Here is a 24,789-nt window from a genome sequence, read left to right as displayed (position 1 = left end):
GCTTGTGCAGCGAGAAAAAACCCCGGCCATCGCGGGCCGGGGCTTCTCCGTTCGGGGTACTACTTGACGACGACTGCGAGGACGTCGCGGGCGGAGAGCACCAGGTACTCCTGGCCGCCGTGCTTGACCTCGGTTCCGCCGTACTTCGAGTAGATGACGATATCGCCCTCGGCGACATCGACGGGGACGCGGTTACCGTTGTCGTCGACGCGACCCGGTCCAACTGCTACGACCTCGCCCTCCTGGGGCTTCTCCTTGGCCGTATCCGGGATGACGAGGCCGGAAGCAGTGGTCTGCTCGGCTTCGAGGGGGCGGACAACAATACGATCCTCAAGGGGCTTAATAGAGACCGACACTCGGGCTCTCCTTTGCGTTCGATACCAATGGAATATAGGCCGTCGGGCTGGGCGTGAACCGTCGTCGCGGTGCCGGCGAACGCTTCCCTCGGGATTAGCACCCACAGGGAGTGAGTGCCAGTCCTGACTGTATGCAACGGCTGGCACTCGGTCAAGGCGAGTGCCAGCCGTTGCGGATTCCGCCACCGCGGGCGGCTGCCATCCATCAAATAGGTCACGCTTCGTTTGCGTAATTCACCGGCTTCCCTCTACATTCGAGAAGGTAAGGCACTCCTTACTTCCACCGCCGGCCCTGCCCGGCCCTTACCTTCCGGAGCCAATCCATGGCACATGTGCGACTCGCCGTCCTCTCCGCCGCCGCCGCGGCCACCCTTGCCCTCTCGGGATGCGGTGGATCCTCCGAAGCGGCAGGTGAGCCCACAACAGCCGCTTCGGTCACCATCGACCACGCGCAGGGAACCACCGAAGTACCCGTGGACCCCCAGAACGTCTTCACCTTCGACCTCGGCGCTCTCGATACGCTCGATGCACTCGGGGTCGACGTCGCCGGCGTACCGCAGGGAACCCTGCCCGCCCAGCTGTCGGACTACGAGGGGGGCGACACCGCGAACATCGGCTCCATGAAGGAACCGGATTTCGAGGCGATCGCCGCCGCCGAGCCCGACCTGATCATCATCTCGGGCCGCGTGGCCGACTCCTATGACCAATTGTCGGAGATCGCACCGACGATCGACCTCAGTGTCGATGCCGCCGACCCGATCGCCAGCTTCACCGAGCACACCGAAGCACTCGGCCGCATCTTCGACCTCGAGGACGAAGTGACCGAGCGCCTTGCGAACCTCCAGACCGGGATCAGCGAGACGAAGGAGGCCGCTGCATCCGCCGGGAACGGCCTGGTCCTGCTGACCAGTGCGGGCGAGGTAACGGCCTACGGGTCCGGGTCGCGCTTCGGGCTCATCCACGATGTCCTGGGCGTCGAGCCCGCCGCGGACGTGAAGTCCGAGGGCACCCACGGTGAGGCCGTCTCGTTCGAGTACATCGCCGATGTCAATCCCGCGCACCTGTTCGTCATCGACCGCGACGCCGCCGTCGGCGAGGCCGGCGCGGCGGGTGCAGCCGTCCTGGACAACGAACTCGTGAACGGCACCGACGCCGTGAAGAACGACGCCGTCACCTACCTCGATTCCGCGAGCTGGTACCTGATCGGCTATGGCCTGAACAACCTCGACGCGATGGTGTCCGCGGTCAACGAGGCCGTCGCGGCCTGATCGGCACACTGCTCCCCCTCGGCAGGTACCTCTTGGCAACACTCATGTTCCGGTCGAAGCAACCGGCACAGCAGCACGGCTCCGTCCGACCGCCCGCCCTGTGGCTGGCCGCCGGAGCCGTGCTGCTGCTTGCCCTCATCAGCCTCTTCGTCGGGGTGTCCGACGTCTCACCGGCCGATCTCCTCGCGGGAGACGCCGCGGTTTGGCAGACCTTCCTCGTGAGCCGGATCCCGCGCACCCTGGCCGTGATCCTGGCCGGTGTCGCGCTCAGTATCGCGGGATTCATCCTTCAGCTCATGGCGCGCAACCGGTTCGTGGAGCCGTCCACCGTCGGCACGGTGGAGTCCGCCACGGCCGGCATCCTCGTGGCGACTCTGCTCCTGCCCGCCATTCCGATCGTCGGAAAAATGGTCGTCGCCGCCCTCTTCGCCATGGCGGGGACCGCCCTGTTCCTGGTCGTGCTCCGCCGCATCCCGCTGCGCAACACCCTGATCGTCCCCTTGGTCGGCATCATGCTCGGCGGTGTCATCTCGGCTGTGACCACCTTCTTCGCCTACCGCTTCGATCTCCTGCAGACCCTGAACACCTGGATGATCGGCGATTTCTCCGGCGTCATCCGCGGCCGCTACGAGCTCCTGTGGATCGTCGCCGCCCTCGCCGTCGTGGGCTACATCTGCGCGGACCGGTTCACCGTGGCCGGGATGGGCGAGGAGTTCACGACCAACCTCGGCCTGAACTACCGCCGCACCATGAACCTCGGACTGGTGCTGGTGAGTCTGATCAGCGCCGTGGTGGTCGTGGTGGTCGGTTCCATCCCCTTCCTCGGGCTGATCGTCCCCAACCTGGTGTCCCTGCTCATCGGCGACAACGTGCGCAGGGCCGTGCCCTGGATCGCCGTGTTCGGCGCCGGTTTCGTCCTGCTGTGCGACATCCTCGGCCGGGTCATCCGCCTGCCCTACGAAGTGCCCGTGGGCGTCATCGTCTCCGTGGTCGGCAGCGCGCTGTTCATCACGCTCCTCGTGAGGAGGACCGCCGGTGCGCGGTAGGACAGGGGCCCTTCCCGCCGCCGTCGTGCAGACGGCACGGAGACCCGTGCGGACGCTTCCTCCGCGAGTCTGGCTGGTGGTCCTCGGCGTCACCGCCGCGGCCCTCGTGGCGGCTTTCCTGCTCGTCGGCCTCGAGGGAAACCTCGCCTACGTCCTGCCGCGGCGACTCAACCGGATCGGCGCCATGGTGCTCGTCGCCGTCGCCGTGGGGGTGTCGACGGTGTTGTTCCAGACGGTGACCGGCAACCGGATCCTGACGCCGTCGATCATGGGGCTCGATGCCCTCTACATCCTCATCCAGACTTCACTGGCCTTCGCCCTCGGCGCCTCCACGCTGCTGACGCTCGGCCCGCCGATCCGCTTCGCCGTGGAAGTCACCCTCATGGTCGCTTTCTCCTCGATGCTCTACCGGTGGCTCTTCACGGGAGGTGGACGCAGCCTGCACCTGCTCCTGCTGGTGGGCATCGTCTTCGGCGTGTTCTTCCGCGGCGCCTCGTCGCTGCTCCAGCGCCTCATGGATCCGAGCGAGTACATCATCCTGCAGGACCTGTTCTTCGCAAGCTTCAACCGCGTGGACCCCACCCTGCTGCTGATCTCTGCGGTCGCCGTCGGAGGACTCTGCGTACCGGCGTGGCGCCTGCGGCACCGCCTCGATGTCCTGGCGCTGGGGCGCGACACGGCCGTCGGTCTCGGCGTCGACTACCGGCGCACCGTGACCCTCGTGCTCGTGATCTGCTCCGTGCTGGTCGCCGTCTCCACCGCCCTCGTCGGTCCGACGACGTTCTTCGGGCTCCTCGTCTCGGCGCTCGCCTACCAGCTGTGCAGCCAGTTCCGCCACGTCGTCGTCCTGCCGATCGCGGTCCTGCTCGGCGTGATCGCCCTCGTCGGAGGCCAGTTGGTCCTCGAGCAGGTGTTCGCCTTCGACACCGCGCTCAGCATCGTCATCGAGTTCACCGGCGGCCTCGTCTTCCTCGCCCTCCTCCTGAAAGGCCGTGTCCGGTGATCACCCTCGACAACGCCACCAAGCGCTATGGCGCCATCACGGTGGTGGACGGCGTCAGCGCCACCATCCCGCGGGGCGGCGTCACCTCGATCATCGGGCCGAACGGTGCCGGCAAATCCACCCTGCTGTCGATGATGAGCAGGCTGCTGCCGCTGGACGCCGGTACGGTCCATGTCGACGGACTGGACGTCAGCACGACCTCCGGCCAGACCCTCGCCCGCACGCTGTCCATCCTCCGCCAGGAGAACCAGCTGACCGTCCGGCTCTCGGTGCGCGACCTCGTGGGGTTCGGCCGCTTCCCCCACAACGGCGGCAGACCCACGGTGGTGGACCGCGAGCACATCGAACGTGCGCTCGAGTACCTCGACATGACCGAGCTGGCAGACCGGTTCGTCGACGAGCTCTCGGGAGGACAGCGGCAACGCGCCTTCATCGCGATGGTGCTGGCGCAGGACACGGACTTCATCCTGCTGGACGAGCCGCTGAACAACCTCGACATGAAGCACTCGGTAGACATGATGCGCCTGCTCCGACGGCTCGTCGACGACCTCGGGAAGACCGTGGTGCTGGTCATCCATGACATCAACTTCGCGTCCTGCTACTCCGACACGATCATCGCGATGCGCGACGGCGCCCTCATCCACCAGGGCACGGCCGAGGAGATCATGACGCCGGAGGTGCTGCGCGACGTCTACGACGTGGACATCCAGGTGGAGCTGATCCGCGGCAACAGGATCGGCGTGTACTTCGCCTAGGCTGGCCGCATGGCCCCGGACAACATCGCAGACATCCTGACTCCTGGGGGCTGGGAGCTGCTGAACTCCCTCGGCCCCTACACCGAAGCCGACAGCCTCCGCCTCACGGAGCAACTGCGGAAGGCCGGGCACTCCCCCGAAGTGGTTGCCGCCGCCCTCACCCAGTCGCGGCTGCGGGCGAAGGCCTCGGCGAAGTTCGGTCCGTTCGCCGACCACATGGTGTTCACGACGGCGGGGCTGGAGCAGGCCACCCGCCTGACGGTCGCTGCACGCCACGCACAGCGCTTCGTCGACGCCGGCCTCGTGACGGTCGCGGACCTCGGGTGCGGGCTGGGCGCGGACAGCATGGCCCTGGCCACCCTCGACCGCGAGGTGACCGCCGTCGAGCTCGACGAGACGACAGCCGCCGCGGCGACGATGAACCTCATGCCGTTCCCGAACGCGCGCGTGGTCAACGCCGACGCCTCCTTCGTCGACACGGCGGAGTACGACGGCGTCTGGCTCGACCCGGCGCGCAGGACGACGACGTCGTCGGGTATGTCCCGACTCTTCGATCCCGAGGCCTTCTCGCCTCCGCTGTCCTTCGCGCAGGGACTTGCCGACAGCGGGAAGCCGGTGGGCGTGAAGATGGGGCCGGGCATGCCGCACGAGTCCATCCCGGGCACCTGCGAGGCACAGTGGGTGTCGGTGGACGGCGACGTCACCGAAGTGGCGCTATGGTTCAACGCCCTGCGCCGCGAAGGCGTGCGCCGGGCTGCCCTCGTCATCGGGCCGCGGGGTTCGGCGGAAATGGCGTCGGCGGCCGATTTCGGTGAGGGCCCCACCGCCGGCGTCGGGAAGCCCGGCGGCTACCTCTACGAGCCCGACGGCGCCGTCATCCGCGCCGAACTCGTCGCCGACCTCGCCGGGCAGCTGGGCGGTCACCTCCTGGATCCGATGATCGCCTACATCTGCGCGCCGACGTACACGGACACCCCGTTCGCCCGCGCCTACCGCGTACTCGAGGTGCGGCCCTACAACGTGAAGGCGCTCAAGGCCTGGGTCCGCTCCGAGGGTATCGGCGTGCTCGACATCAAGAAGCGGGGCACCTCCGTCACTCCCGAGGAGGTCCGCAAGCAGCTGCTGACAGGTTCGGGCAAGGGCCGGAAGAAGGCCACCCTCGTCCTGACGCGCATCGGCGACGACCGCGTGGCGATCGTCGTCGAGCCCGTTCCGTCCGCCTAGCCATGCCCCTGGCGAGGCCACATCTCGCCGCCCATCGCAAGCACCACAATGCACCGCATGGTCTCCCCCTGCCTTCCTACACTCGTGGGGAAACCAATTTCGACGGGTGGAAGGCGGACACATGGCAGACGGCACGGAATCAGCGACGGAACGGCACGGGGTCCTGTTCGATGTGGACGGGACACTCGTGGACTCCAATTACCAGCACACCGTCGCCTGGTGGCAGGCTTTCCGCCGCTTCGGGCACGACGTCCCGCTGGCCGAGATCCACAGGGCCATCGGGATGGGCGGGGACAAGCTGGTCGAGCACCTGCTCGGGGAGGACCGTGACCCGGACCAGGACACCGAGCTCGACTCGACGCACGGCGCGATCTTTTCGGCCTACTGGCCTGCGCTCCGGCCCTTCCAGGGCGCCGGTGAGCTGGTCCGTCGCTGTGCCGAGGACGGCCTGACCGTGGTCCTCGCCTCCTCCGCCTCCCAGCAGGAACTCGGCGTCCTCCGCGGCATCATCGACGCGGACGACGCCATCACCGCGGCCACCAGCTCCTCCGACGCCGAGAACAGCAAGCCGTCCCCCGACATCCTGCAGGCAGCGCTCGACGCCGGCGGGCTGGAAGCGCGGAACGCCGTCTTCGTCGGCGACTCGGTGTGGGACGTGCTGGCGGCGTCCGAGCTGAAGATCCCCACGATCGGACTGGCGTCGGGCGGTACGAGCGAGGCGGAATTGCGGGACGCCGGAGCGGTCGAGGTCTACAAGGACATCCGGGCACTGCTCGAGGCGTTCGACGACGGCCCGCTGCACACGCTCGCCGCGCCGGGCGGGGGCGCCGCCACCTAGGACCGCGTAGATTACCCAGCAACGGCTTTCCACTATCCGAAGGAGGCGCCGTGGGCAGGACCTGGACCGGTTCCCGCGGCACCCCCGCTCTCGCCGCCCTCTCGGCTGCCGGGATCGCCTTCACCGCCCGGCCGTACCACCATGACGACGGCGTGTCCTCCTACGGACTCGAAGCCGCCGAGGCGCTGGGCGTCGACCCCGCACGGGTCCTCAAGACCCTGATGGTGGGTGTCGACCACCTTCTCGTCGCCGCCGTCGTCCCGGTCAGCGGGTCGCTCGACCTCAAGGCGCTGGCCGCTGCGCTGGGCAGACGCAAGGCGGTCCTGGCGGATCCAGCCGCCGCCCAGCGGCGCACCGGCTATGTCGTCGGTGGCATCTCGCCCATCGGGCAGCGTCAGCCCTCTCCCGTGGTCATCGACACATCCGCCCTCGACCACTCCACGGTCTTCGTCTCCGGCGGCCGGCGCGGGCTCGATGTCGAGCTCGCACCCGCCGACCTCATCGCGGTGACCACGGCGCTGGTTGCCTCGATCGCAGCGCCCTGACGGACCCACCGGGAGCCACGTCCGCCACCGGACCAGGACGGCGGTCACCGGCGTTCAGGGTGGAATCCGGACTGCTCCGCCCGATACGGTCATGCCGCCCGTTGCAGGTATGCCGACGGTGATCACGGAGGGCCGGCCGACGTCGCCGCCCTGATGCACGGTCAGTGTCGCGGGCGGAGCCACCTCGGCACGTTCCCGGAGGTACGCGCCGAGGGACGCTGCCGCCGAGCCGGTTGCCGGGTCCTCCCGCACTCCGCCGGGCGGGAAGGGATTCCGCGCTTCGAAGACGAGCGGGCTCGTGCGATGCACGACGGCGACCGTCGCGCCCCAGCCCTGCGCGGCCATGAGGGCCTTCAGTCCCTCGTAGTCGTAGTCGAGGTTCCGGAGGACAGCAGCGTCGCGGACGGCCACGATCGGATGCACGTTGCCGGCGTAGGACAGCAGAACGGGAAGGTCCGCGTCCAGGTCCCCCTCGGCCAGGCGGAGATGCTGCAGGAGCCGGCCGCGGACTGCGCCGTCGATACCCTCCACCCGCGGCTCGACGGTCACGAGGGACGCCATCAGGCGATCACCCACCCGGTCCGTGACGAGATCGATCCGACCCACCGGCGTGGAGAGCAGGAGCCTCCCTGTACCTTCGCGCTCGGCGAGCGCGATCCCGGTGGCGATCGTCGCATGGCCGCAAAAGGGCACCTCCGCCTCCGGGGCGAAGTAGCGGATCGTCGCGGCACCAGGCGTTCGCCGGACGATGAAGGCGGTTTCGGCGTAGCCGATCCTGGCAGCAATGGCCTGCATGTCCGTCGCGTCGAGGTGATCGGCGTCGAGCACTACGCCGGCGGGATTACCGCCGTCGGGCGTGTGCGTGAAAGCCGCGTAGCGGAGGATCTCCATACAGCGATGCCGGCGTCCGGTCCTCGGCGGCTCAGCCGTCGATCGCCGTCGGGTCCCCGACCTCGGTATTGGTCTTCCTGTTGATCAGCCAGGTGATGAGCCAGAGCACGACGCCGATCGCCATCAGACCACCGGCGATCTGGTACTGCACGACATCGCGCCCCACCCAGGGGCCGGCAAGGAACGCACAGAGGAGCGCGGCCACGATCGGAAGTGGACCGGGAGAGGTGAAGAAGACCTTGCGGTGGACGTCCCGCTTGCGGCGTAGGACCACGCAGGCGACGTTCACCACGGTGAAGACGCACAGGAGCAGGAAGGCTGTGGTCCCGGAGAGGTTCGCGACGATGTTGCTGTCGGGGTCGCTCGTCACGTAGACGATCAGGCCGAGGGCGAGGATCGTCGAGAACGCGATGCCTGCCCAGGGAGTGCAGCGCACCGGCAGGACCTTGCCGAGCTGCCGGGGAAGCACACCCTGCCGTGCCATCCCGTAGATCAACCGGCTCGCCATCAGCATGTTGATGAGGGCGGTGTTGGCAACCGCGAAGACGGCGAGGAAGGGGAAGATCCTGTCGATCGGGAAGTCCGGCGATCCCTTGTGGACCACTTCGAGGAGGGCTGCGCCTTCGGCCTCGCGAATGCCTTCCAGCTCGGTGGGGCTCAGGACCGTGACCACGGAGATGGCAACCAGCATGTAGAAGATGACCGCGATCCCGAGGCCTGTCAGCATGGTGCGCGGGAAGATCCGCTCAGGGTTCTGCGTCTCCTCGACCATGTTCACGGAGTCCTCGAAACCCACCATGGCGAAGAAGGCGATGGACGTAGCAGCGGTCACCGCGAGGAAGAGGCCCTTGTCCTGGTAATCGGTGAAGACGAAGACCTCACCCACGTTGCCGTTGCCCTGGGCCATGGCAAGGAAGCCCACGCCGATCACGATGCACAGCGCGGCCATCTCCACGAGCGTCAGGACCACGTTGAACTTCACGCTCTCCCCCACACCGCGGAGGTTGATCACCGCCAGCAGCAGCATGAATGCCAGGGCTACGAGGGTGATCACACCCTGGCCCGGCATGGCCAGCCACCCGTTGATCTCCAACCCGCCGAAGAAGTTCTGCGCGAGCACATTGGCCGACGTCGCGGCGCTGGTGATCCCCGAGCAGACGACGGCGAACGCCACCAGGAACGTGACGAAGTGGATGCCGAACGCCTTGTGCGTATAGAGGGCCGCCCCGGCTGCCTGGGGATACTGCGTCACGAGTTCGAGGTAGGAGAACGCGGTCATGGTCGCGACGATGAAGGCCAGCAGGAACGGGAGCCAGACCAGCCCGCCGACCGTGCCCGCCATGGTCCCGGTGACGGCATAGACGCCGGCTCCGAGAATGTCCCCGACGATGAACAGCAGGAGCAGTTTCGGCCCGAGGACCCGCTTGAGCTGGGGTTCGTCGGTAGTGGCGGGTGCATGTGACACGTGCTCGGCAGAAGTACTCATGGTCAGCCTCCCCTGTGGTTTTCCACCTCACTGTGGCCCTCTTCGGTGTGCTTGGCAAGGGTCGGATTACAGGAACTCCGCCTCGACGCGTTGGCCGAGGTCTCCACCCACCGATGATTTTTCGAGGGATGTGACGTCCAACAGCTACAACGGCCCACGAGGGGCCCGAGCAGCACCCAAGAGAACAATCCGGAACAGGAGAACCGTCATGGCCACCAACGTCTTCATCAACCTTCCCGTCAGCGATCTGGCGAGGTCGAAGCAGTTCTACACCAGCTTCGGCTGGACACTCGATCCCAACTTCTCCAACGACGACGCCGGAGCCGTCACCATCAGCGACACTATCCACCTGATGATCCTGACGCACAGCCACTGGGCGCAGTTCACGGACAAGCAGGTGGCAGACGCAACTACCACCTCCGCGGTCATCAACGCGATCAGTGTCGAAGACCCCCGCCAGATCGACACCATGGTCGATCAGGCCAGGGCCGCCGGCGCGACCGAGGGCAAGGCGCAGGAGTTCGGCTTCATGCGCTCGCGCACCTTCGCCGATCCCGATGGGCACACGTGGGAGATCATGTGGATGGACCCGATCGCCCGGACGGGAGACTGGGCGGCCGTGCAGGCCAAGTACGGGGAACAGCAGTTCGCCTGATCGCGGACAGGACAGGACAACGGATGGAACGCGACACCGAGGCACTCTGGAACTGCGCCCATGCGGAACGCGCTGCCCTGGCCCGGGACCTCGCCTCCCTCCCCGGCGAGGCATGGCGGGGTCCTACCCTGTGCGGGAACTGGAACGTCGAGGAGGTCACGGCGCATCTCACGGCGGCTGCATCGGTCGGTCAGTGGCGATGGATCCGGAGCATGGTGCTGGCAGGCTTCCGGCCGGGTGTGCACAATCAGCGACGGCTCGAGGAGTGTCTGGGGTCGACGCCCGCCGGGACGCTCCAGGAGTTCCGGGCCGTTATCGGCTCGACCGTGGCTCCGTCGTCGCACATTGCCGCCTACCTCGGCGAGGTGGTGGTGCACGCCCAGGACATCCGGTATCCCCTCCACCTCCCGGCACGGCCGGGCCTGGAGGCGTTGCTCCCGGTGGCGGAGTTCTTCGCCGCGAGGAACTTCACCGTTCCGAGCCGGGACAACGGTGCGGGGCTGCGGCTGGTGGCGGCGGATGCTCCGTTCGAGGTCGGAGCCGGTCCGGAGGTACGCGGCAGCCTGCTCGGGCTGGTGATGTGCCTGGCCGGGCGGCCCGCCTATCTCGAAGAGCTGGAGGGACCCGGCGTGGCGCTGCTCCGCGAACGCATCACCCGCGTGGAGAACTGAACCGCGTCGGGCGTCCTTCTGCTGGAATAGGCTTGCTGGATGAGTTCGACGTCCAGCCTGCCCGAAGACCGCATCCGGGCAGAAGTCCAGTCCGCGCGCCTCGACGCGACGTCGGACGCGAATTGGCAGTCCTTCATGGTCCGCTTCGATACCGAGTTCCCCCGGCTGCAGTCACTGTTCCACCGCATCTACGGACCGGGGGCGGACGGCGAACTGCTGCAGGTGGTCCTCGACGCCGCGGCGTCCTGGCAGGATCGCCCCGCGGATCTCAAGGCCCTTGACGCCTCCCGCGCCATGGCCCCGGACTGGTTCCAGTCCAATCGGATGCTCGGAGGGGTCTGCTACGTCGACCTGTACGCAGGGAACCTCGCGGGCATGCGTGAGCGCATCCCCTACTTCCGGGAACTCGGCCTCACCTACCTGCACCTGATGCCCCTGTTCCTGGCCCCGGCGGCGAACTCGGATGGCGGGTACGCGGTCTCCAGCTACCGCGACGTCGACCCCTCCCTCGGCACCATGGACGAACTCGCCGAGTTGGCCCGTGAACTCCGGGAGGACGGCATCGCCCTGGTGGTCGACTTCATCTTCAACCACACCTCGGACGAACACGACTGGGCGAAGCGTGCCGTCGCCGGTGACCCCGAGTACCAGGACTTCTACCTGATCTATCCCGACCGGCAGGTACCCGACGCCTACGAGCAGACCGTCCGGGAGATCTTCCCCGACGACCACCCCGGCTCCTTCGTGCAGCTCGACGACGGACGGTGGGTCTGGGCGACGTTCCATTCGTTCCAGTGGGACCTCAACTACCGCAACCCCCGGGTGTTCCGGGCCATGGCCGGCGAGATGCTGTACCTCGCCAACCAGGGCGTGGACATCATCCGCATGGACGCCGTCGCGTTCATCTGGAAACAGCTCGGCACCAGCTGCGAGAGCCTGCCCGAAGCCCACCTCCTCCTGCAGGCCTTCAACGCGGTGTACCGGCTCGCAGCTCCCTCGCTGCTCTTCAAGTCCGAAGCGATCGTGCACCCCGACGAGGTGGTGCAGTACATCGACCCGGGCGAGTGCCAGCTCAGCTACAACCCCCTGCAGATGGCCCTGATCTGGAACTCACTGGCCACCCGGGACGCCTCCCTGCTCGCCCAGGCCCTCGAACGCCGGCACGCCATCCCCGACGGCACTTCCTGGGTCAACTACGTGCGCAGCCATGACGACATCGGCTGGACGTTCTCCGACGAGGACGCCGCCGAACTCGGCATCAACGGGCACGACCACCGCCGCTTCCTCAACGCGTTCTTCGTCAACCGGTTCCCCGACAGCTTCGCCCGCGGCGTGCCCTTCCAGGACAACCCGCGCACGGGCGACTGCAGGATCTCCGGCACGACGGCGTCCCTCGCCGGTCTCGAAGCAGCCAGGGAAGCCGCCGAGGACGATGGCGCCGCCGTCGCCCGGATCCTCCTGGCCCACTCGATCATCCTCAGCACCGGCGGCATACCACTGCTCTACCTCGGCGACGAAGTAGGCCAGCTCAACGACTACTCCTACCTCGGCGACCCGGCCCGGGCAGGCGACAGCCGGTGGGTGGGCCGGCCCGGCTACCCCGCGGACCGCTACGAGGCCAGACACACCGCTACCACGAACGCCGGAGCCATCTTCGCCGGTTTCAGCCGGCTCATCGAGGTCCGGAAGCAGACCCCCGAGTTCGCCGGCGGACAGCTCGTTGCCTTCATCACGAACAACCCGCACGTCCTCGGGTACCAGCGCCCGGGACTGCTCGACGGCGAGGAATCCACCGTCGTCGTGCTCGTCAACGTCGCCGACACCCCGCAGGATGTCACGGCCCAGACCCTGTCCGGCCTACCCCCCATGGCACGGGAACTCATCAGCGGCGACAGTACGCTTCTGCACACCGGGGTGACCCTCGAACCCCATGGCGTCCGGTGGTTCAGGGTCTAGCCGGTCCATCTGCCGGCCCGGCAGTCAGGCCTGCTGACGGGAGAACTCCCCCGCGGCCCGGACCTGCTCGGGAGTAGGGCGGATGCCGGTGTAGAGCACGAACTGCTCCTCCGCCTGCAGTGCGACCACCTCGGCGCCCGTGATGACCGGTGTGCCCACGGCCCGGGCAGCGCGGATCAGGGGTGTCTCGGAGGGCACGGCGACGACGTCGAACACCACTTCGGCGGCCTCGATGGCGGACTGCGGGAAGGCGACGGCGTCGGCATCCGTACCGGCCATGCCGAGCGGCGTCACGTTGAGGATCAGGTCGGCGGTCGACTCCCCCACATCCTGCTGCCAGCCGAATCCGTACAGGTCCGCGAGCGCCCTGCCCGTCCGCTCGTTGCGCGCGACGACCGTCACGTTCGTGAAACCGGAGTCCCGCAGGGCAGCGACGACGGCCTTCGCCATGCCACCGGAGCCCCGCACGAGGACCGAGTGGGTGGTGGGGACCGCGTGCTCGCGGAGCAGCCGGGCCACCGCCGCGTAGTCGGTGTTGTAGGCGGTGAGGACGCCGTCGTCGTTGACGATGGTGTTGACGGAATCGATCGCCTTCGCGGACTCGTCGAGGTGGTCGACGAGCGCGATGACCTCCTCCTTGAACGGCATCGAGATCGCGGCGCCCCGGATGCCGAGTCCCCGCATACCGGCGATGGCGGATGGCAGGTCCGTCGGCGCGAACGCCTTGTAGATGTAGTTGAGCCCCAACTCCTCATAGAGGTAGTTGTGGAAGCGCGTCCCGACGTTGCTCGGGCGCGACGCGAGGGAGATGCACAGGGTCATGTCTTTATTCAGGATGGGCACACCGCCATTGTGCCTGCCCTGCCACGGTACTTCTAGCGGACGCCCGCCCGAACCAGTCCGTCGTGCACGAAGCGGGCCATCACGCTCCACACCGCCGACGACGCGAACGGTTCGAGCTCCATGCTGCCGCCCTGGTTGACGAAGGCCAGGTGCTGCCCCGCTGTTCCGGCCGACAACCACGTGTTCTGGGGGGCAGCGGCGCCGGACTCCTGCAGGGACCAGGCGAGCCACGGCTGCTCCCACAACCTGACGAGCGCAGGATCACGTCCCGGCGCGCTGGTCAGCGCTCCGGTTTCCAGCCGGCGCGCGAACGCCTCCCGGGTGACGGCCACGTTCTCCCCGATGTAACTCCATGCGGGTCCGACCCCGAGCCAGGCGACGACGACGGACGGCAGGTGCGCAGCACTCACCAGCGCCACCTGCACCTGCCCGAGCGCGGGCGTTCCTGCATCACGCGCAGCCGCCGGCGCGGGTCCGGACACCAGGAAGGCGCCGTCCGCACCCACCCATGCCGTGACCGACGTCGCGAGATCTGCGCGCTGGGCGCCGACCGCGAAGGAGAAGGTGGGTCCGCGTAGCGGTGCGACCAGGCTCAGGCCCGCCGCCGCCAGCTTCCCCGATGCCTCCATGAGGCCCGCGGCGGACAACTCCTCGATCTGGGCGCGACGACGGAACCGGTCAGCCATCCCGACCCCCTTGCCGTCCGCGCACTCCATCAGCAGGTCGAGCGCCTCGTTACTGATCACGGGCCCGCCGGACACGAACGGCTGGACCGCGGCGATGCGGGAGAGATCTTCCAGCGGGCGTCCGAGGTGCTCGGAGGCGACGGGATCGAGTGCGGGCTCGGCCGACGCCGGCTGCCCCGGTCGGGTGGCCACGGAAGCATTGTCCACCCTCGCCAGCGCGACCATGCGGTGCAGGAGGGTCTCCATCCCGACCGACTGATCCGGGGCGAAGCTGCCGATGATCTCGACGGACAGGTCCCCGAGAACGCAGAACCACCGGAGGACGCACACGGCCTGTCCGGCCTGGAGATAGGTGAACGTCTGGCGGCGTGCAGGGACATCGGCCACGGTCGCTTCCTCGTGGCCGACGATGTGCGCCTGCGGGAAGGACTGCAGAGTCGCGATCACAGCCCTGGTGGACAGCGCAGCCAGGGAAAGTCCGCCCGTAGAGCCCAGGCGCACCACGAGGTTGGGCCGGAAGGTACCCTCCGGAACCTGGGGATGTGCGAGCACCAGGGCGGCCCCGGCCTCGTCCAGGCATTCCCAGGCGGCCAGTCGCGGCAGGGTCACGGGCCCCGCGGTCTCCCAATGCCATTGCTGGTCGGTGTGCGTCGTCATGGCGCCTTCCGTTGTTCCGTCGGGTCGAGGGGCTCACCGGTGGGACCCGGGCGCAGCACACGGCTCCGGTACTTCGCGGCGTACAGGCCGCCGCCGCGCTTGATCTCATCATCCGAGTCCTTCATCCAGCGGGGCTGGAGGAAGCGCGGGACGTAGAAGCAGCCGACGAGGCCCGACACCAGGCAGGCCATGAGGAACAGGCTGATGGAACCGGTCACAGCCTGCGGCAGGCTGTAAATGAGGTCATTGAAGGGTGCGCAGGCCATCACGATGCCGATCGGCAGCATCGCCAGGCTCGGTTTGCCGGGCAGGAAGCTGTCCCCGACCAGCAGGTACATCCACTTCTGGCGGATCATCGAGATGCTCGCCCAGGCGAGGAAGAGACCCAACGGCAGGATCGTGATCAGGAGTATCGGGGACATCAGGACATCGGACTCCGTTGCAGGCAGGTACAGGCGGTTGCCTGGAGGGCATGGTGGTCGGGAATGCAGCGGCCGTCCACAGTGACGCCAGCCTAACCGAACACCGAGTTCCAGCCCTCCGAGATGGCATCCCCGGCATCCGAGAGTGCCTCCTTCCCGCCGTCGTAAACATTCTCGGCGAAATCCGCGAACCCGTCCTTCACGCTGCCGCCACCCAGCCACTCCGGCAGGTCCTGGTCTGCGAGGTAGGAGATGCCCATGCCGACGCCGAATCCGATCACGGTTCCCACAGGACCGCCGATCATCGTTCCGACGGCGGCACCGGCCATCCCCGCACCGACGTCGAAGGTGGTCTTCGCGCCGCCGCGCACCACACCGAGCTCAATGGCCCGGGCCTTGCGGTCGGCTTCGCTCATCCTCGGGGACTCGACGAGGAGGCGGTCGTAGGCCTGGTCACGCTCGGCGGATATCGTCACGCCGGCCATGATGACCGCGACGGCGCCTCCACCGACCTTGAGGGCCTTGACGCGGTCGGGCAGCTCGCCGAACGTCGGTCGGGGAGTCGACGACGTGGGGGCGGGCTTCCAGTCGCCCGGGTTCGCATCCACCCGGGCCCGGTAGGCGGACGACGATTCGTAGAAGCGCTCGTTGACCTCCGGACGCCAGTCCACAGCGTTCGCGAAGCCGTTGCGCGTATAGCGCTCCGCCACGGTCAGCGCGTGGTCGGGATGCCGCGGATTGCTGATGTGGACCTCGCGCCCGTCGACGATCAGGTACCTGTCACCGGCGATCTCCGCAGCAGTCAGCGGACCGGCCGGGTTCAGCGGCGTGAAGCGGAACTGCTGCCAGGGCATCGGGACCCGGCGGGACGCGATGACGTCCACACGCTTGAAGGTGTGGGTGCTGGCGTAGTTGGTGCCCGCAGCGATCATCAGGCCGACCTCGGGTCCGCTCAGAACGGTCAGGGCATCGTCCGCCGTCCCGTCGATGCCCTTGAGGGCAGCCACGCAGGTCGTCACCGCGTCGTCGTAGCGTCCGGCCAGCCGGTCGATATCACCCTGGAGCCAGCCCTGCTGGGCAGCGTCCACGGGCGAATCCGGATCGGTGGGGTCCACCGTCGGCGGGTCGGCCTCGAAGGAGGATATTTCGGCGAGCAGAGCGGTCCGCTCGGCCTCGAGCTCCCGGACCGTGCCGGCGAAGGCGGCGAGGGCGGTCCTCGCCTGTCCGGCCGCCAGATCGACAACATCACCGTGGGGGGTGATCGAGGTGAAGACGGCCAGCACCTCCACCTGTTCCGGGGCTTGATAGCTTCCCGAGAGTCCGGACCATGTGGAGGAGAGCCCATCGACGGTGGTCGAGACGTCGGTGCCTGCGGAGGCGATGTCACCGGCGGCCGCTTCCAGCTCCCCCGGTGACGCCCACTGCTGCAGGCCGCTGGTATCGAAAGCCATGGCTACTCCTTCGCGTCGTCGATGGCGAGGGACGGCATCTGGGTGACCTGGCTGCGGGCGGTGTCCGCCATAGCAGCGTCACCCTCGACGTACGCGTTCACCGCAGCGCTGACGCCATTCACGGCGTTCTCGATGCGCGTGGTCGCCGCTTCGCACTGCAGCACCAGGACGTCGTTCCAGAGTCCGATCAGGGCGTCACCGATCTGCTGGCTCCTCGACGCTCCGATCGCCGCGTCGACAGCCGAACTGAGCTTGGTACGGGCAGTGCCGATCGCCTCGCTGTCCGCCTGCACCGTGGACAGCACGCCGCGGCATGCTCCCACGCTGATGTCGTACCCCGGTATCGCCATGATCGTCCCCCAGTAAGTTCACGTGCTGGTGAGGCCTCGGCCTCCCACGTCTTCCTGCACTCTATGCGGCCGGGGTGGCGTCGGCGATGGGGAGAACTACCCACCCCACCGCGAACCGCGACCGGCGTCCTTCATACCGCCATGACACATGCGGTCGCGGGATGCCCGTAGCAGGCCGTCGTTATTACACTTGAGGACGGTCCTCCCCGCGACGGCGCACTACCGGGGCCTCATCCAGCACCTTCGTCCGTTCCGTTCCAGGAGTGTCTTCTTGAAGATCGATTTCGCCCAGTCAGCCCAGTCAACGCTCGGGGTCGAGTGGGAACTGGCGCTCGTGGACCGCTACAACGGCGAGCTGGTCTCCGTGGCCAACCAGGTTCTCCGGGGCGTCAGCGCGAATCATCCCGAACTGCAGGACGACGACGAGCACCCGCATATCAAGCAGGAGCTGCTCCTCAACACCGTGGAGCTCGTCACCGGGGTCTGCACCACCGTGGCAGAGGCGAAGGAAGACCTGTCACGCTCCCTCGCGGCCGTGCGGGAGGTCACCGATCCCATGGGCGTCGAGCTCTTCTGCGCCGGATCGCATCCCTTCAGCGCTCCCCGGTTGCAGCAGGTCACGGACAGGGAGCGCTACGCCAAGCTGATAGATCGCACGCAGTGGTGGGGCCAGCAGATGGTCATCTACGGCGTGCACGTCCACGTGGGTCTCGATTCGCGCGACAAGGCCCTCCCGGTGGTCGACGGCCTGGTGAACTACTTCCCGCACTTCCAGGCGCTCTCGGCGTCGTCGCCCTTCTGGGGCGGGGAGGACACGGGGTACGCCTCGCAGCGCTCGCTCATGTTCCAGCAGCTGCCCACCGCCGGATTGCCCTTCCACTTCGACGACTGGGCCGCGTACGAGTCCTACGTGCAGGACATGTTCACCACCGGGGTGATCGACGCCGTCAGCGAGATCCGCTGGGATATCCGGCCGGTCGGGAACCTCGGCACGGTCGAGATGCGCGTCTGCGACGGCCTGTCCACCCTGCAGGACGTCGGGGCAGTCGCCGCCCTCACCCAATGCCTCGTCCACGAGTTCTCGGAGACGCTCGACGCCGGAGGGAGCATCCCCACCATGCAGCCGTGGCACATCCAGGAGAACAAGTGGCGGGCAGCCCGCTACGGCCTCGACGCGATCATCATCCTCGACGCCGACGGGAAGGAGCAGCTCGTCACCGAACACCTCGTCGAGGTCCTCAACCGGCTCGAGCCCATCGCCGCGAAACTCGGCTGCAGCAGCGAGCTTGCCGACGTGGAGGGCATCCTGCGCCGAGGCGCCGGCTACCAGCGCCAGCGGCGCATAGCGAACGAGAACGACGGCGATCTGCGCGCCGTCGTGCTCGACATGGTGGAGCAGCTGCGCGCCTAGCCGCAACCGGTCAGCGCTGACCGCCCGTGAAGCGGTCGTCGGTCGTCGGGTTGTCCGCCGGGGTGTCCTCGAGGCCGATATTGCCGGCGATGGTCTCGACCGACGGGTTGCCGTCCGGTACGGCCTGGTTCGCGATGAGGTCGACCTCGTCGGCAGCGGTGAGCGGACCGTCCTGGATCTGGCCGACGTCGGTCGGATCGATCCCCTCGGTGCTGCCCAGGTCCTTCAGGTGGTGGTTCTCGCTCGGCTGTTCCATACTCCCGAGCCTAGGCCGCGCCTTGCTGCACCAGCGATGAGATTCAGGGCGGATGGCCGCGTTGCCTCCGACATCGATGAGGTGTACCGGACCTGCACGAGCGATGCCCGGTGGCTGGTTCAGCCTTCCATCAAGACCAGGGCGTACCCGAAGGGCTGCAGCACCACGCCGTCGACGGCACCACCCCCGAGGGCGTCCTCGCCCCGCACCTCGACGTCGACCGCTTCGGTGCCGTGGTTGATGACCGTCAGCAGCCTGCCTCGCCGGATGGCCTCGACCGTGGGCGGAAGTCCCGGCAGGACCGGCTCCACTCCCGCCGCCGCGAACAGGGTCCGGAGCACGAGCCCGGCGCCGTCGTCGTCGGGCACCGTGGCGACGTAGTACGCGCTCCCCGATCCCCGGTTACTGACCGTGAAGGCGGGCCGGCCGTCCTCCCGGCCACCGACGAACCGGGCCAGGACCTCGGCGTCGACGACACGCGCCTCCTCCGCCAGCAGGGAACCTGCGAAGGCGATGCCGTTCCCCGCCACCCTGGCGTGCTGCTGGCCGGGGCCCGTGGATCCCGGCGGCACGAGCGCACCGAAGTCCTCGATGACGACGCCCAGAAGGTCCCGCAGCTGCGTGCCGAAGCCGCCCGACCGGAAGCGGTCGTTCTCGTCCACGACGTCGCTGAAGGCCGTGACGAGCAGGTGCCCGCCCTGTCCGACGAACGCAGCGAGGTTCGCGGCGGCCTGCTCGGTCAGGAGGTAGAGCTGGGGAGCGATGACGACGTCGTACTGCTCGAGGCGGGCGGTCGGCGGCAGGAGGTCGACCTGCACGTGCAGCCGGTGCGCGGCGTCGTACCAGCCGCGCACCAGGGACAGGTAGTCCAGCGCGGCGGGGTGGTCGGGGTTCTCGATCGCCCACCAGTTCTCCCAGTCGAGCAGGATCGCGACGCGGGCCGAGCCTTCGTCGGCGGGCAGTCCGGGCAGTGAGCCGAGCTCGGCGCCCAGGGCCACCACCTCACGCCACGTGCGGGTGTCGGTCCCCGCGTGCGGGAGCATGCCGGAGTGGAACTTCTCCGATCCCGCTCGCGACTGCCGCCACTGGAAGAAGAGGACGCCGTCGGCTCCGCGGGCCACCGCCTGCATGCTCTGGGCCGCGAGCTGGCCGGGTGCCTTCGGCGCATTCGAGGGCCGCCAGTTCACGGCGCTGGAGGCCTGCTCCATGAGCAGCCACGGCGTCCCGGGCTTGAGGGAGCGCATGAGGTCGCCGTGGAACGCACCCTCCCTGAAGCCCTCCGGGTCATTGGGATCCGGGTAGAGATCGTCGCTGATGACGTCGAGTTCGGGGGCCCACTGCGCATAGTTCACCGGTTTGAACGCCCCCATGAAGTTGGTGGTGATCGGCTGGGTGGCACCCGCGGCCCGGATGATGTCCCGCTCCATCAGGTAGCACTCGAGCAGCATGTCCGAGGTGAAGCGACGGTAATCGAGCAGCTGGCCGGGATTGTGGCTGTAGGGCGCTCGGCGTGGTGGAAAGACCTCAATGAAGGAGCCGTAGCGCTGCGACCAGAACATGGTGCCCCACGCTTCATTGAGGGCTTCGACCGATCCGTAACGCTTCTTCAGCCAGTTCCGGAAGGCATCCCTGGCCGCGTCGGAATAGTCGACGTTCAGGTGGCACCCGTACTCGTTGTTCACGTGCCAGAGCACGACGGCGGGGTGCTGGGCGTACCGCTCGGCCAACCGCGAGACGAGGCCGGCGGCCAGTCTCCGGTACACGGGCGACGACGGAGCGTAGTGCTGGCGGCTCCCGTGCCAGTAGGTTGCTCCGGACTCGTCGGCGGCCAGCATCTCCGGGTAGGCGACGGTCGCCCAGGGCGGCGGTGACGCCGTCGCCGTCGCAAGATCCACGGCGATCCCGCCGTCGTGCAGGAGGCCGATGATGCGGTCGAGCCACTCGACGTCGAACTCGTGCTCGGACGGCTGGATCCGCGCCCACGAGAAGATGCCGAGGCTCACCATGGTGACCCCTGCCTCACGCATCCGAGCCACGTCCTCGGGCCAGATATCCTCCGGCCACTGTTCGGGGTTGTAGTCTCCGCCGTAGTGCAAGGGATCTCCAGGAGTTGTCGGGATGAACAGGGGGAAAAACTAGCGCCGCGGGCGGACCGAGGTCGCGAGTGCTGCGAACACCAGGCACCCCACCCCGGGCACCACCAGTGGCGGCAGCTGCCAGGTGACCATCAGCGTCAGGACGACGGCGGCGACGAGCCACAGGACCCCCGCCGGATCCTTCCGGGCGTCCCTCAGCCACAGACGCCCTGCAGCACGCCAGGATCGTGAGGCCGGCCAGCGCGCCGTCGTTCCTGCCAGAGCGGCCAGCACACCGGCAAGCAGCACGACGCCGGCGGCGAGGATGACCTGCCACCCGGGCAGCAATCGTGAGCTCGCGACGATGATGTCCAGCAGGAGTAACCCGACGGCCAGCACGACGCCCAGGCCCGCCAGCCATCCCGTCCTCAGGGCCGCCGTGAAGTCGGCGGCGAACTGCCTCAGCGGGGAGTCCTCGGCACGGAGGAAGCGGTGCAGATGGGCGGATCCCGCCGCGAAGGCCGCGGGGATCGTTACTATCCCGAGGCTGGCCACGCAGCACAGTACCCCGACCCACAGGACCTCCCCGAAGAGGGCGAACCGTGCCGTCGCCCCGGGCCAGCGCAGGGAGCTGCCGTCGTGCGTCGCTGCGTGGCGATCGCGCACCGCCTCACGCTGGCGGCGGGTCATCCCTTGAGGCCCTGGGTGGCGACCCCGTCCACGAGGAACCGCTGGAAGATGATGAAGAAGAGCATCACGGGCAGCAGGGCCAGCACGGAGATCGCGATCGTCGCCCCGTAGTCCGAGGTGCTCGTCTGGTCGTTGAAGATGCGCAGCGCGAGCGGCAGCGGGTACTTGTCGGGCGAGTTCAGGTAGAGCAGCGGGCCGAGGAAGTCGTTCCAGCTCCAGATGAAGGCGAAGATCGACGACGTGATGAGGGCGGGCTTGATCAGCGGCAGGGTGATGGAGAAGAAGATTCGCCCGTGCCCGCAGCCGTCGATGCGCGCGGCCTCGTCCAGTTCGCGCGGCAGGTTCCGGATGAACTGGACCATGAGGAACACGAAGAATGCCTCGGTGGCCAGGAACTTGCCGGCCAGCAGTGGCCAGAAGGTGTCGATCAGTCCGAGGTTCCGGAAGATGATGTACTGCGGGATGATCAGCACGTGGAACGGCAGGAGCAGCGTCCCGATCATGGCGGCGAAGAGGACCTTGCTGCCGCGGAAGGTGATGCGCGAGAAGGCGTAGGCGGCCATCGAGGAGGAGATGACGGTGCCGATCACCGCGCCGACGCCGAGGAGCAGCGAGTTCAGGAAGAACTTCCACGTCGGGATGCCGGCGATACCCTGCATCACCTTGACGAAGTTGTCGAAGGTCGGGTTCTCCGGGAGGAAGCCCTGGTTGCTGCCGAACTCGGAGTTCGGCTTGAGCGATGCCGAGAACATCCAGAGCAGTGGGTACAGCACGATCGCTGTCAGCGCCACGATGGCGATGATCCAGAGCGCTGTCGGGATGTGGCGGCGGGCGGGCCGGCGTCGTCGCGGAGGCTGCGTGAGCCTCCCCGGATCCGACGGGACAGGGACCGCGGGGTTCGATTCGATGGTGGTCACTTGGAGTCTCCTGCATAGTGGACCCAGTTCTTGGAGGTGCGGAAGAGGATGAACGCGAGGACGCCGACGGCGAGCAGCAGCACCCAGGCCATCGCCGAGGCGTAGCCCATCTGGTTGTTCGCGAAGGCCCTCGTGTAGAGGTACACCGTATAGAAGTTGGTGGCACCTCCGGGTCCGCCGGTGCCCGAGCCGATGATGTAGGCGGAGGCGAACACCTGGAAGGCGTTGATCATCTCGAGCAGCAGGTTGAAGAAGATGACGGGCGAGAGCATCGGCACGGTGACGCTGATGAACTTGCGCCAGGGCTTCGCGCCGTCGACCGACGCCGCTTCGTAGAGCTCCGCCGGTACTCCCTTGAGGCCGGCCAGGAAGATGACCATCGGGGCACCGAACTGCCAGACCGCGAGGAGGATCATCATCGGCATGATCAGGGAGGGGTTCCCGATCCAGCCGCCGAGGTTGATGCCGAAGAGGTTCAGTGTCCCGTCGACGGGACCGTCGGTGGAGAACATGGCCCGCCAGACGATCGCGATGCTGACGCTGGCCCCGATGAGGCTGGGGGCGTAGAACGCCGACCGGAAGAAGCCTGTGCCCCGCGCCTTGTAGTTCAGGAGCATGGCCACCGCGAGTGCGGCCGCGAGCTTGATGGGCGTTCCCACCAGGACATAGATGAGGGTGATCCGCACCGAGCTCCAGAACTTGTCGTCCTCGGCCATGCGCGTGAGATTCTCGAGACCTGTCCACTCGGGAGCGGTGAAGAGGTTGTAGTCCGTGAAGGCGAGGTAAAGCGACGCCAGCATGGGACCGAGCGTCAACCCCACGAAGCCGAGCAGCCAGGGCGAGAGGAAGACGTACCCCGCTATTGTGTCGCCGTTGCGACGGCGGGGCCGGGGTGCGCCCGTCCGGCGGCTGTCCGCCGGACGGGCACCGGATTCGGCGGTGCGGGTTGCTGCTGGCGCGTGCGCCGAGTCCGTAGTCACGGTCTGACTCCCTGTCCTGCTAGTTTCCGAGCGTGACGGATGCTTCGTCGAAGAACTGCTGCGCCGCGTCGTCGGGCGTCACGGAGCCCAGGCCGATCGACTTGCCCAGATCCCAGAAGGTCTGCTCGATGGCGCCGAATCCTGCGACAGGAGCCGCGGGCGAATCACCGATGCGGTCCTCGACCGAGTCGAGGTAGTCCTTGACCGCCTTGTCCGGTCCTTCGAGGTTCGCGCCCTCGAGCTGCGTCTCCGAGGCGGGGATGCCGAGCGTGGCGCCGAAGATCTCGCCGACCTCGGGACTGTTGATGAGGAAGTCCACGAAGGCCGCGGCTGCTTCCGGGTGCTCGGTCGAGGAGGATGCTGCCTGCATGAGGCCGACCTTGCGGTACAGGTCCTTCTCGTCCGGGTTGCTGGTCGGTGGTGCGACGATCGTGATCTCCTCGGCACCGGAGTCACCGAGGTAGCCCCCGAGGAAGTTGCTCCAGCTCATCTCGCTCGTCGTCAGGTTGCCACCGAAACCGGAGACCGGATTGATCTCCTCGAGCTTGCTCTGCGGCACGGTGACCTTGTCACGGTTCTCCTGGCCTTCCTTCCAGTGGTCCGCGAGCTCCTCCTGCGTGAAGTTGAGCTCACCCTCCTCGGTGAACAGCTCCTGGCCGTCCTGGCGCAGCTTCAGTTCGAAGTCCTGGATACGCTGGGTGGTGTCCGTGCCTCCGTAGACCGTGCCGCCGCCCGCTTCCGTCACGGCTGCCATGTAGGTGTTGTAGTCCTCCCAGCTCGTGCCACCCTCGTAGGGCTCGACGCCGGTCTCGGCCAGCAGCCCCGGGTTCTGGAACACCGACCAGGCGCTGTAGCCGGTGGGAATGGCGAACGTGCCGTCCTCGAGCTTCCCGGTGGTGAGGAGGCTTTCGTCGATGGCGTCGGTGGTGACGCCGTTGTCGAAGTATTCCTCGAGGTTGAGCAGCAGGCCGTTGTCGCCGTACTGGCGGAGGTAGGTGTAGTCGAACTGCATCACGTCCGGCAGGCCACCGCCCGCGGCTTCTGTCTGGCGCTTCTCCCAATAGGAGGGATAGTCGGTGAACGTGTCGTTGATCGTGATGTTCGGGAACTTCTCCTCGAACGCCGTGATGGCCTGGTCATAGCGGGCGGCACGATCATCGTTGCCCCAGAACGTGTAGTTCAGGGTGATCTGCTCTTCGGTATCGAGGGCGGCCGGCTCATTGCCGCCACCGCCACAGCCGGTCAGGACCAGCCCGCTAGCGGCCAAGGCTGCGACGCCGGTCAGGGTGCGCCGTGAGAGAGTGCGGAACATCTTTGTCCTCCTGGAAAACTTCTTCGTCACCATCGTGGGACGCCT

General features: G+C 67.6%; 25 protein-coding genes. 11 read left to right on the top strand and 14 right to left on the bottom strand.

Annotated features, from left to right (window positions below; all coding sequences use genetic code 11):
* Window positions 1–59: 59 nt before the first annotated feature.
* Window positions 60–356, bottom strand: a complete 297-nt coding sequence (gene groES, locus RCH21_RS00380) for a co-chaperone GroES (protein WP_055768411.1) — start codon at window positions 354–356, stop codon at window positions 60–62.
* 323 nt (window positions 357–679) lie between these two features.
* Between groES and RCH21_RS00375 the strand changes: the two genes are divergently transcribed.
* The 7 genes from RCH21_RS00375 (at window position 680) to ybaK (ending at window position 7,035) form a co-directional block, all read left to right on the top strand.
* The gene (locus tag RCH21_RS00375; RefSeq protein WP_326962757.1) at window positions 680–1,624 is read left to right on the top strand and encodes a siderophore ABC transporter substrate-binding protein; all 945 of its coding nucleotides are present in this window, start codon (window positions 680–682) and stop codon (window positions 1,622–1,624) included.
* Window positions 1,625–1,656: 32 nt separating this feature from the next.
* On the top strand, window positions 1,657–2,670 hold the full coding sequence (locus RCH21_RS00370) for an ABC transporter permease (protein WP_326962756.1): 1,014 nt from the start codon (window positions 1,657–1,659) through the stop codon (window positions 2,668–2,670).
* Window positions 2,660–3,673 carry an iron chelate uptake ABC transporter family permease subunit gene (locus RCH21_RS00365; RefSeq protein WP_326962755.1) on the top strand — a complete coding sequence of 338 codons (1,014 nt, stop codon included), beginning with the start codon at window positions 2,660–2,662 and terminating at the stop codon, window positions 3,671–3,673. The genes RCH21_RS00370 and RCH21_RS00365 overlap by 11 nt, the downstream gene beginning before the upstream one ends.
* On the top strand, window positions 3,670–4,428 hold the full coding sequence (locus RCH21_RS00360; protein WP_326962754.1) for an iron ABC transporter ATP-binding protein: 759 nt from the start codon (window positions 3,670–3,672) through the stop codon (window positions 4,426–4,428). Before RCH21_RS00365 ends, RCH21_RS00360 begins: the two co-directional genes overlap by 4 nt.
* 9 nt (window positions 4,429–4,437) lie before the next feature.
* Window positions 4,438–5,652, top strand: coding sequence for a THUMP-like domain-containing protein (locus RCH21_RS00355; protein ID WP_326962753.1), 1,215 nt, complete (start codon window positions 4,438–4,440; stop codon window positions 5,650–5,652).
* 121 nt (window positions 5,653–5,773) lie between these two features.
* Window positions 5,774–6,490 (top strand): HAD family hydrolase, encoded by a 717-nt coding sequence (locus RCH21_RS00350; RefSeq protein WP_326962752.1) that lies wholly within the window; start codon window positions 5,774–5,776, stop codon window positions 6,488–6,490.
* Window positions 6,491–6,540: 50 nt separating this feature from the next.
* Window positions 6,541–7,035 (top strand): Cys-tRNA(Pro) deacylase, encoded by a 495-nt coding sequence (gene ybaK / locus RCH21_RS00345; RefSeq protein WP_326962751.1) that lies wholly within the window; start codon window positions 6,541–6,543, stop codon window positions 7,033–7,035.
* A gap of 54 nt (window positions 7,036–7,089) precedes the next feature.
* Here the strand turns inward: ybaK and RCH21_RS00340 are convergent, their stop codons facing one another.
* A complete protein-coding gene (locus RCH21_RS00340) occupies window positions 7,090–7,926 on the bottom strand; it encodes a PhzF family phenazine biosynthesis protein (protein ID WP_326962750.1) in 837 nt (278 codons plus the stop codon).
* A 31-nt stretch (window positions 7,927–7,957) separates the two neighbouring features.
* Window positions 7,958–9,412 (bottom strand): APC family permease, encoded by a 1,455-nt coding sequence (locus RCH21_RS00335; RefSeq protein WP_326962749.1) that lies wholly within the window; start codon window positions 9,410–9,412, stop codon window positions 7,958–7,960.
* Between the two features lie 208 nt (window positions 9,413–9,620).
* Between RCH21_RS00335 and RCH21_RS00330 the strand changes: the two genes are divergently transcribed.
* From RCH21_RS00330 to RCH21_RS00320, 3 genes are read left to right on the top strand one after another with little or no spacing between them, the layout of a single operon-like run.
* A complete protein-coding gene (locus tag RCH21_RS00330) occupies window positions 9,621–10,067 on the top strand; it encodes a VOC family protein (RefSeq protein ID WP_326962748.1) in 447 nt (148 codons plus the stop codon).
* A gap of 23 nt (window positions 10,068–10,090) precedes the next feature.
* Window positions 10,091–10,738, top strand: a complete 648-nt coding sequence (locus RCH21_RS00325; RefSeq protein WP_326962747.1) for a maleylpyruvate isomerase family mycothiol-dependent enzyme — start codon at window positions 10,091–10,093, stop codon at window positions 10,736–10,738.
* A 39-nt stretch (window positions 10,739–10,777) separates the two neighbouring features.
* Window positions 10,778–12,694: an amylosucrase gene (locus RCH21_RS00320; protein ID WP_326962746.1), complete on the top strand. Its 1,917-nt coding sequence runs from the start codon at window positions 10,778–10,780 to the stop codon at window positions 12,692–12,694.
* 24 nt (window positions 12,695–12,718) lie between these two features.
* On the opposite strand, the gene RCH21_RS00315 is transcribed toward RCH21_RS00320, so the two are convergent.
* From RCH21_RS00315 to RCH21_RS00295, 5 genes are all read right to left on the bottom strand, one after another.
* Complete coding sequence (locus RCH21_RS00315) at window positions 12,719–13,537, bottom strand: shikimate 5-dehydrogenase (RefSeq protein ID WP_326962745.1); 819 nt, start codon at window positions 13,535–13,537, stop codon at window positions 12,719–12,721.
* Between the two features lie 32 nt (window positions 13,538–13,569).
* A complete protein-coding gene (locus tag RCH21_RS00310) occupies window positions 13,570–14,880 on the bottom strand; it encodes a hypothetical protein (RefSeq protein WP_326962744.1) in 1,311 nt (436 codons plus the stop codon).
* Window positions 14,877–15,302, bottom strand: a complete 426-nt coding sequence (locus tag RCH21_RS00305; protein WP_326962743.1) for a hypothetical protein — start codon at window positions 15,300–15,302, stop codon at window positions 14,877–14,879. The genes RCH21_RS00310 and RCH21_RS00305 overlap by 4 nt, the downstream gene beginning before the upstream one ends.
* Window positions 15,303–15,394: 92 nt before the next feature.
* Window positions 15,395–16,753, bottom strand: coding sequence for a hypothetical protein (locus RCH21_RS00300; RefSeq protein WP_326962742.1), 1,359 nt, complete (start codon window positions 16,751–16,753; stop codon window positions 15,395–15,397).
* 2 nt (window positions 16,754–16,755) lie between these two features.
* On the bottom strand, window positions 16,756–17,103 hold the full coding sequence (locus RCH21_RS00295; RefSeq protein ID WP_326962741.1) for a DUF6507 family protein: 348 nt from the start codon (window positions 17,101–17,103) through the stop codon (window positions 16,756–16,758).
* Window positions 17,104–17,374: 271 nt separating this feature from the next.
* Between RCH21_RS00295 and RCH21_RS00290 the strand changes: the two genes are divergently transcribed.
* The gene (locus RCH21_RS00290) at window positions 17,375–18,514 is read left to right on the top strand and encodes a glutamate--cysteine ligase (protein WP_326962740.1); all 1,140 of its coding nucleotides are present in this window, start codon (window positions 17,375–17,377) and stop codon (window positions 18,512–18,514) included.
* A 10-nt stretch (window positions 18,515–18,524) separates the two neighbouring features.
* Here the strand turns inward: RCH21_RS00290 and RCH21_RS00285 are convergent, their stop codons facing one another.
* The 6 genes from RCH21_RS00285 to RCH21_RS00260 all read right to left on the bottom strand — a co-directional run bounded on the left by RCH21_RS00285 (window position 18,525) and on the right by RCH21_RS00260 (window position 24,744).
* Window positions 18,525–18,770, bottom strand: a complete 246-nt coding sequence (locus RCH21_RS00285; protein ID WP_326962739.1) for a hypothetical protein — start codon at window positions 18,768–18,770, stop codon at window positions 18,525–18,527.
* A gap of 119 nt (window positions 18,771–18,889) precedes the next feature.
* Entirely contained in the window at window positions 18,890–20,866 is a 1,977-nt protein-coding gene (locus RCH21_RS00280) for a beta-galactosidase (protein ID WP_326962738.1), read from the bottom strand.
* 39 nt (window positions 20,867–20,905) lie between these two features.
* On the bottom strand, window positions 20,906–21,535 hold the full coding sequence (locus tag RCH21_RS00275) for a hypothetical protein (protein WP_326962737.1): 630 nt from the start codon (window positions 21,533–21,535) through the stop codon (window positions 20,906–20,908).
* A complete protein-coding gene (locus tag RCH21_RS00270) occupies window positions 21,532–22,452 on the bottom strand; it encodes a carbohydrate ABC transporter permease (RefSeq protein ID WP_407923744.1) in 921 nt (306 codons plus the stop codon). The genes RCH21_RS00275 and RCH21_RS00270 overlap by 4 nt, the downstream gene beginning before the upstream one ends.
* Window positions 22,449–23,432 carry a carbohydrate ABC transporter permease gene (locus RCH21_RS00265; RefSeq protein WP_120149484.1) on the bottom strand — a complete coding sequence of 328 codons (984 nt, stop codon included), beginning with the start codon at window positions 23,430–23,432 and terminating at the stop codon, window positions 22,449–22,451. Before RCH21_RS00265 ends, RCH21_RS00270 begins: the two co-directional genes overlap by 4 nt.
* 19 nt (window positions 23,433–23,451) lie before the next feature.
* The gene (locus tag RCH21_RS00260) at window positions 23,452–24,744 is read right to left on the bottom strand and encodes an ABC transporter substrate-binding protein (RefSeq protein ID WP_326962736.1); all 1,293 of its coding nucleotides are present in this window, start codon (window positions 24,742–24,744) and stop codon (window positions 23,452–23,454) included.
* Window positions 24,745–24,789 lie beyond the last annotated feature (45 nt).

Source organism: Arthrobacter sp. PL16 (genome assembly GCF_035985055.1).
Lineage (GTDB): Bacteria > Actinomycetota > Actinomycetes > Actinomycetales > Micrococcaceae > Arthrobacter_D > Arthrobacter_D cheniae.
Note: the sequence above shows the minus strand (reverse complement) of the source record. Positions and strands in the feature narration are given on the sequence as shown.

Excerpts from the sequence above, each read along its gene's own strand:
- RCH21_RS00375 (WP_326962757.1), top strand. The coding sequence starts at position 680 with ATGGCACATGTGCGACTCGCCGTCCTCTCCGCCGCCGCCGCGGCCACC.
- RCH21_RS00355 (WP_326962753.1), top strand. The coding sequence starts at position 4,438 with ATGGCCCCGGACAACATCGCAGACATCCTGACTCCTGGGGGCTGGGAG.
- RCH21_RS00350 (WP_326962752.1), top strand. The coding sequence starts at position 5,774 with ATGGCAGACGGCACGGAATCAGCGACGGAACGGCACGGGGTCCTGTTC.
- RCH21_RS00340 (WP_326962750.1), bottom strand. The coding sequence starts at position 7,926 with ATGGAGATCCTCCGCTACGCGGCTTTCACGCACACGCCCGACGGCGGT.
- RCH21_RS00335 (WP_326962749.1), bottom strand. The coding sequence starts at position 9,412 with ATGAGTACTTCTGCCGAGCACGTGTCACATGCACCCGCCACTACCGAC.
- RCH21_RS00330 (WP_326962748.1), top strand. The coding sequence starts at position 9,621 with ATGGCCACCAACGTCTTCATCAACCTTCCCGTCAGCGATCTGGCGAGG.
- RCH21_RS00325 (WP_326962747.1), top strand. The coding sequence starts at position 10,091 with ATGGAACGCGACACCGAGGCACTCTGGAACTGCGCCCATGCGGAACGC.
- RCH21_RS00320 (WP_326962746.1), top strand. The coding sequence starts at position 10,778 with ATGAGTTCGACGTCCAGCCTGCCCGAAGACCGCATCCGGGCAGAAGTC.
- RCH21_RS00310 (WP_326962744.1), bottom strand. The coding sequence starts at position 14,880 with ATGACGACGCACACCGACCAGCAATGGCATTGGGAGACCGCGGGGCCC.
- RCH21_RS00305 (WP_326962743.1), bottom strand. The coding sequence starts at position 15,302 with ATGTCCCCGATACTCCTGATCACGATCCTGCCGTTGGGTCTCTTCCTC.
- RCH21_RS00300 (WP_326962742.1), bottom strand. The coding sequence starts at position 16,753 with ATGGCTTTCGATACCAGCGGCCTGCAGCAGTGGGCGTCACCGGGGGAG.
- RCH21_RS00295 (WP_326962741.1), bottom strand. The coding sequence starts at position 17,103 with ATGGCGATACCGGGGTACGACATCAGCGTGGGAGCATGCCGCGGCGTG.
- RCH21_RS00285 (WP_326962739.1), bottom strand. The coding sequence starts at position 18,770 with ATGGAACAGCCGAGCGAGAACCACCACCTGAAGGACCTGGGCAGCACC.
- RCH21_RS00275 (WP_326962737.1), bottom strand. The coding sequence starts at position 21,535 with ATGACCCGCCGCCAGCGTGAGGCGGTGCGCGATCGCCACGCAGCGACG.
- RCH21_RS00260 (WP_326962736.1), bottom strand. The coding sequence starts at position 24,744 with ATGTTCCGCACTCTCTCACGGCGCACCCTGACCGGCGTCGCAGCCTTG.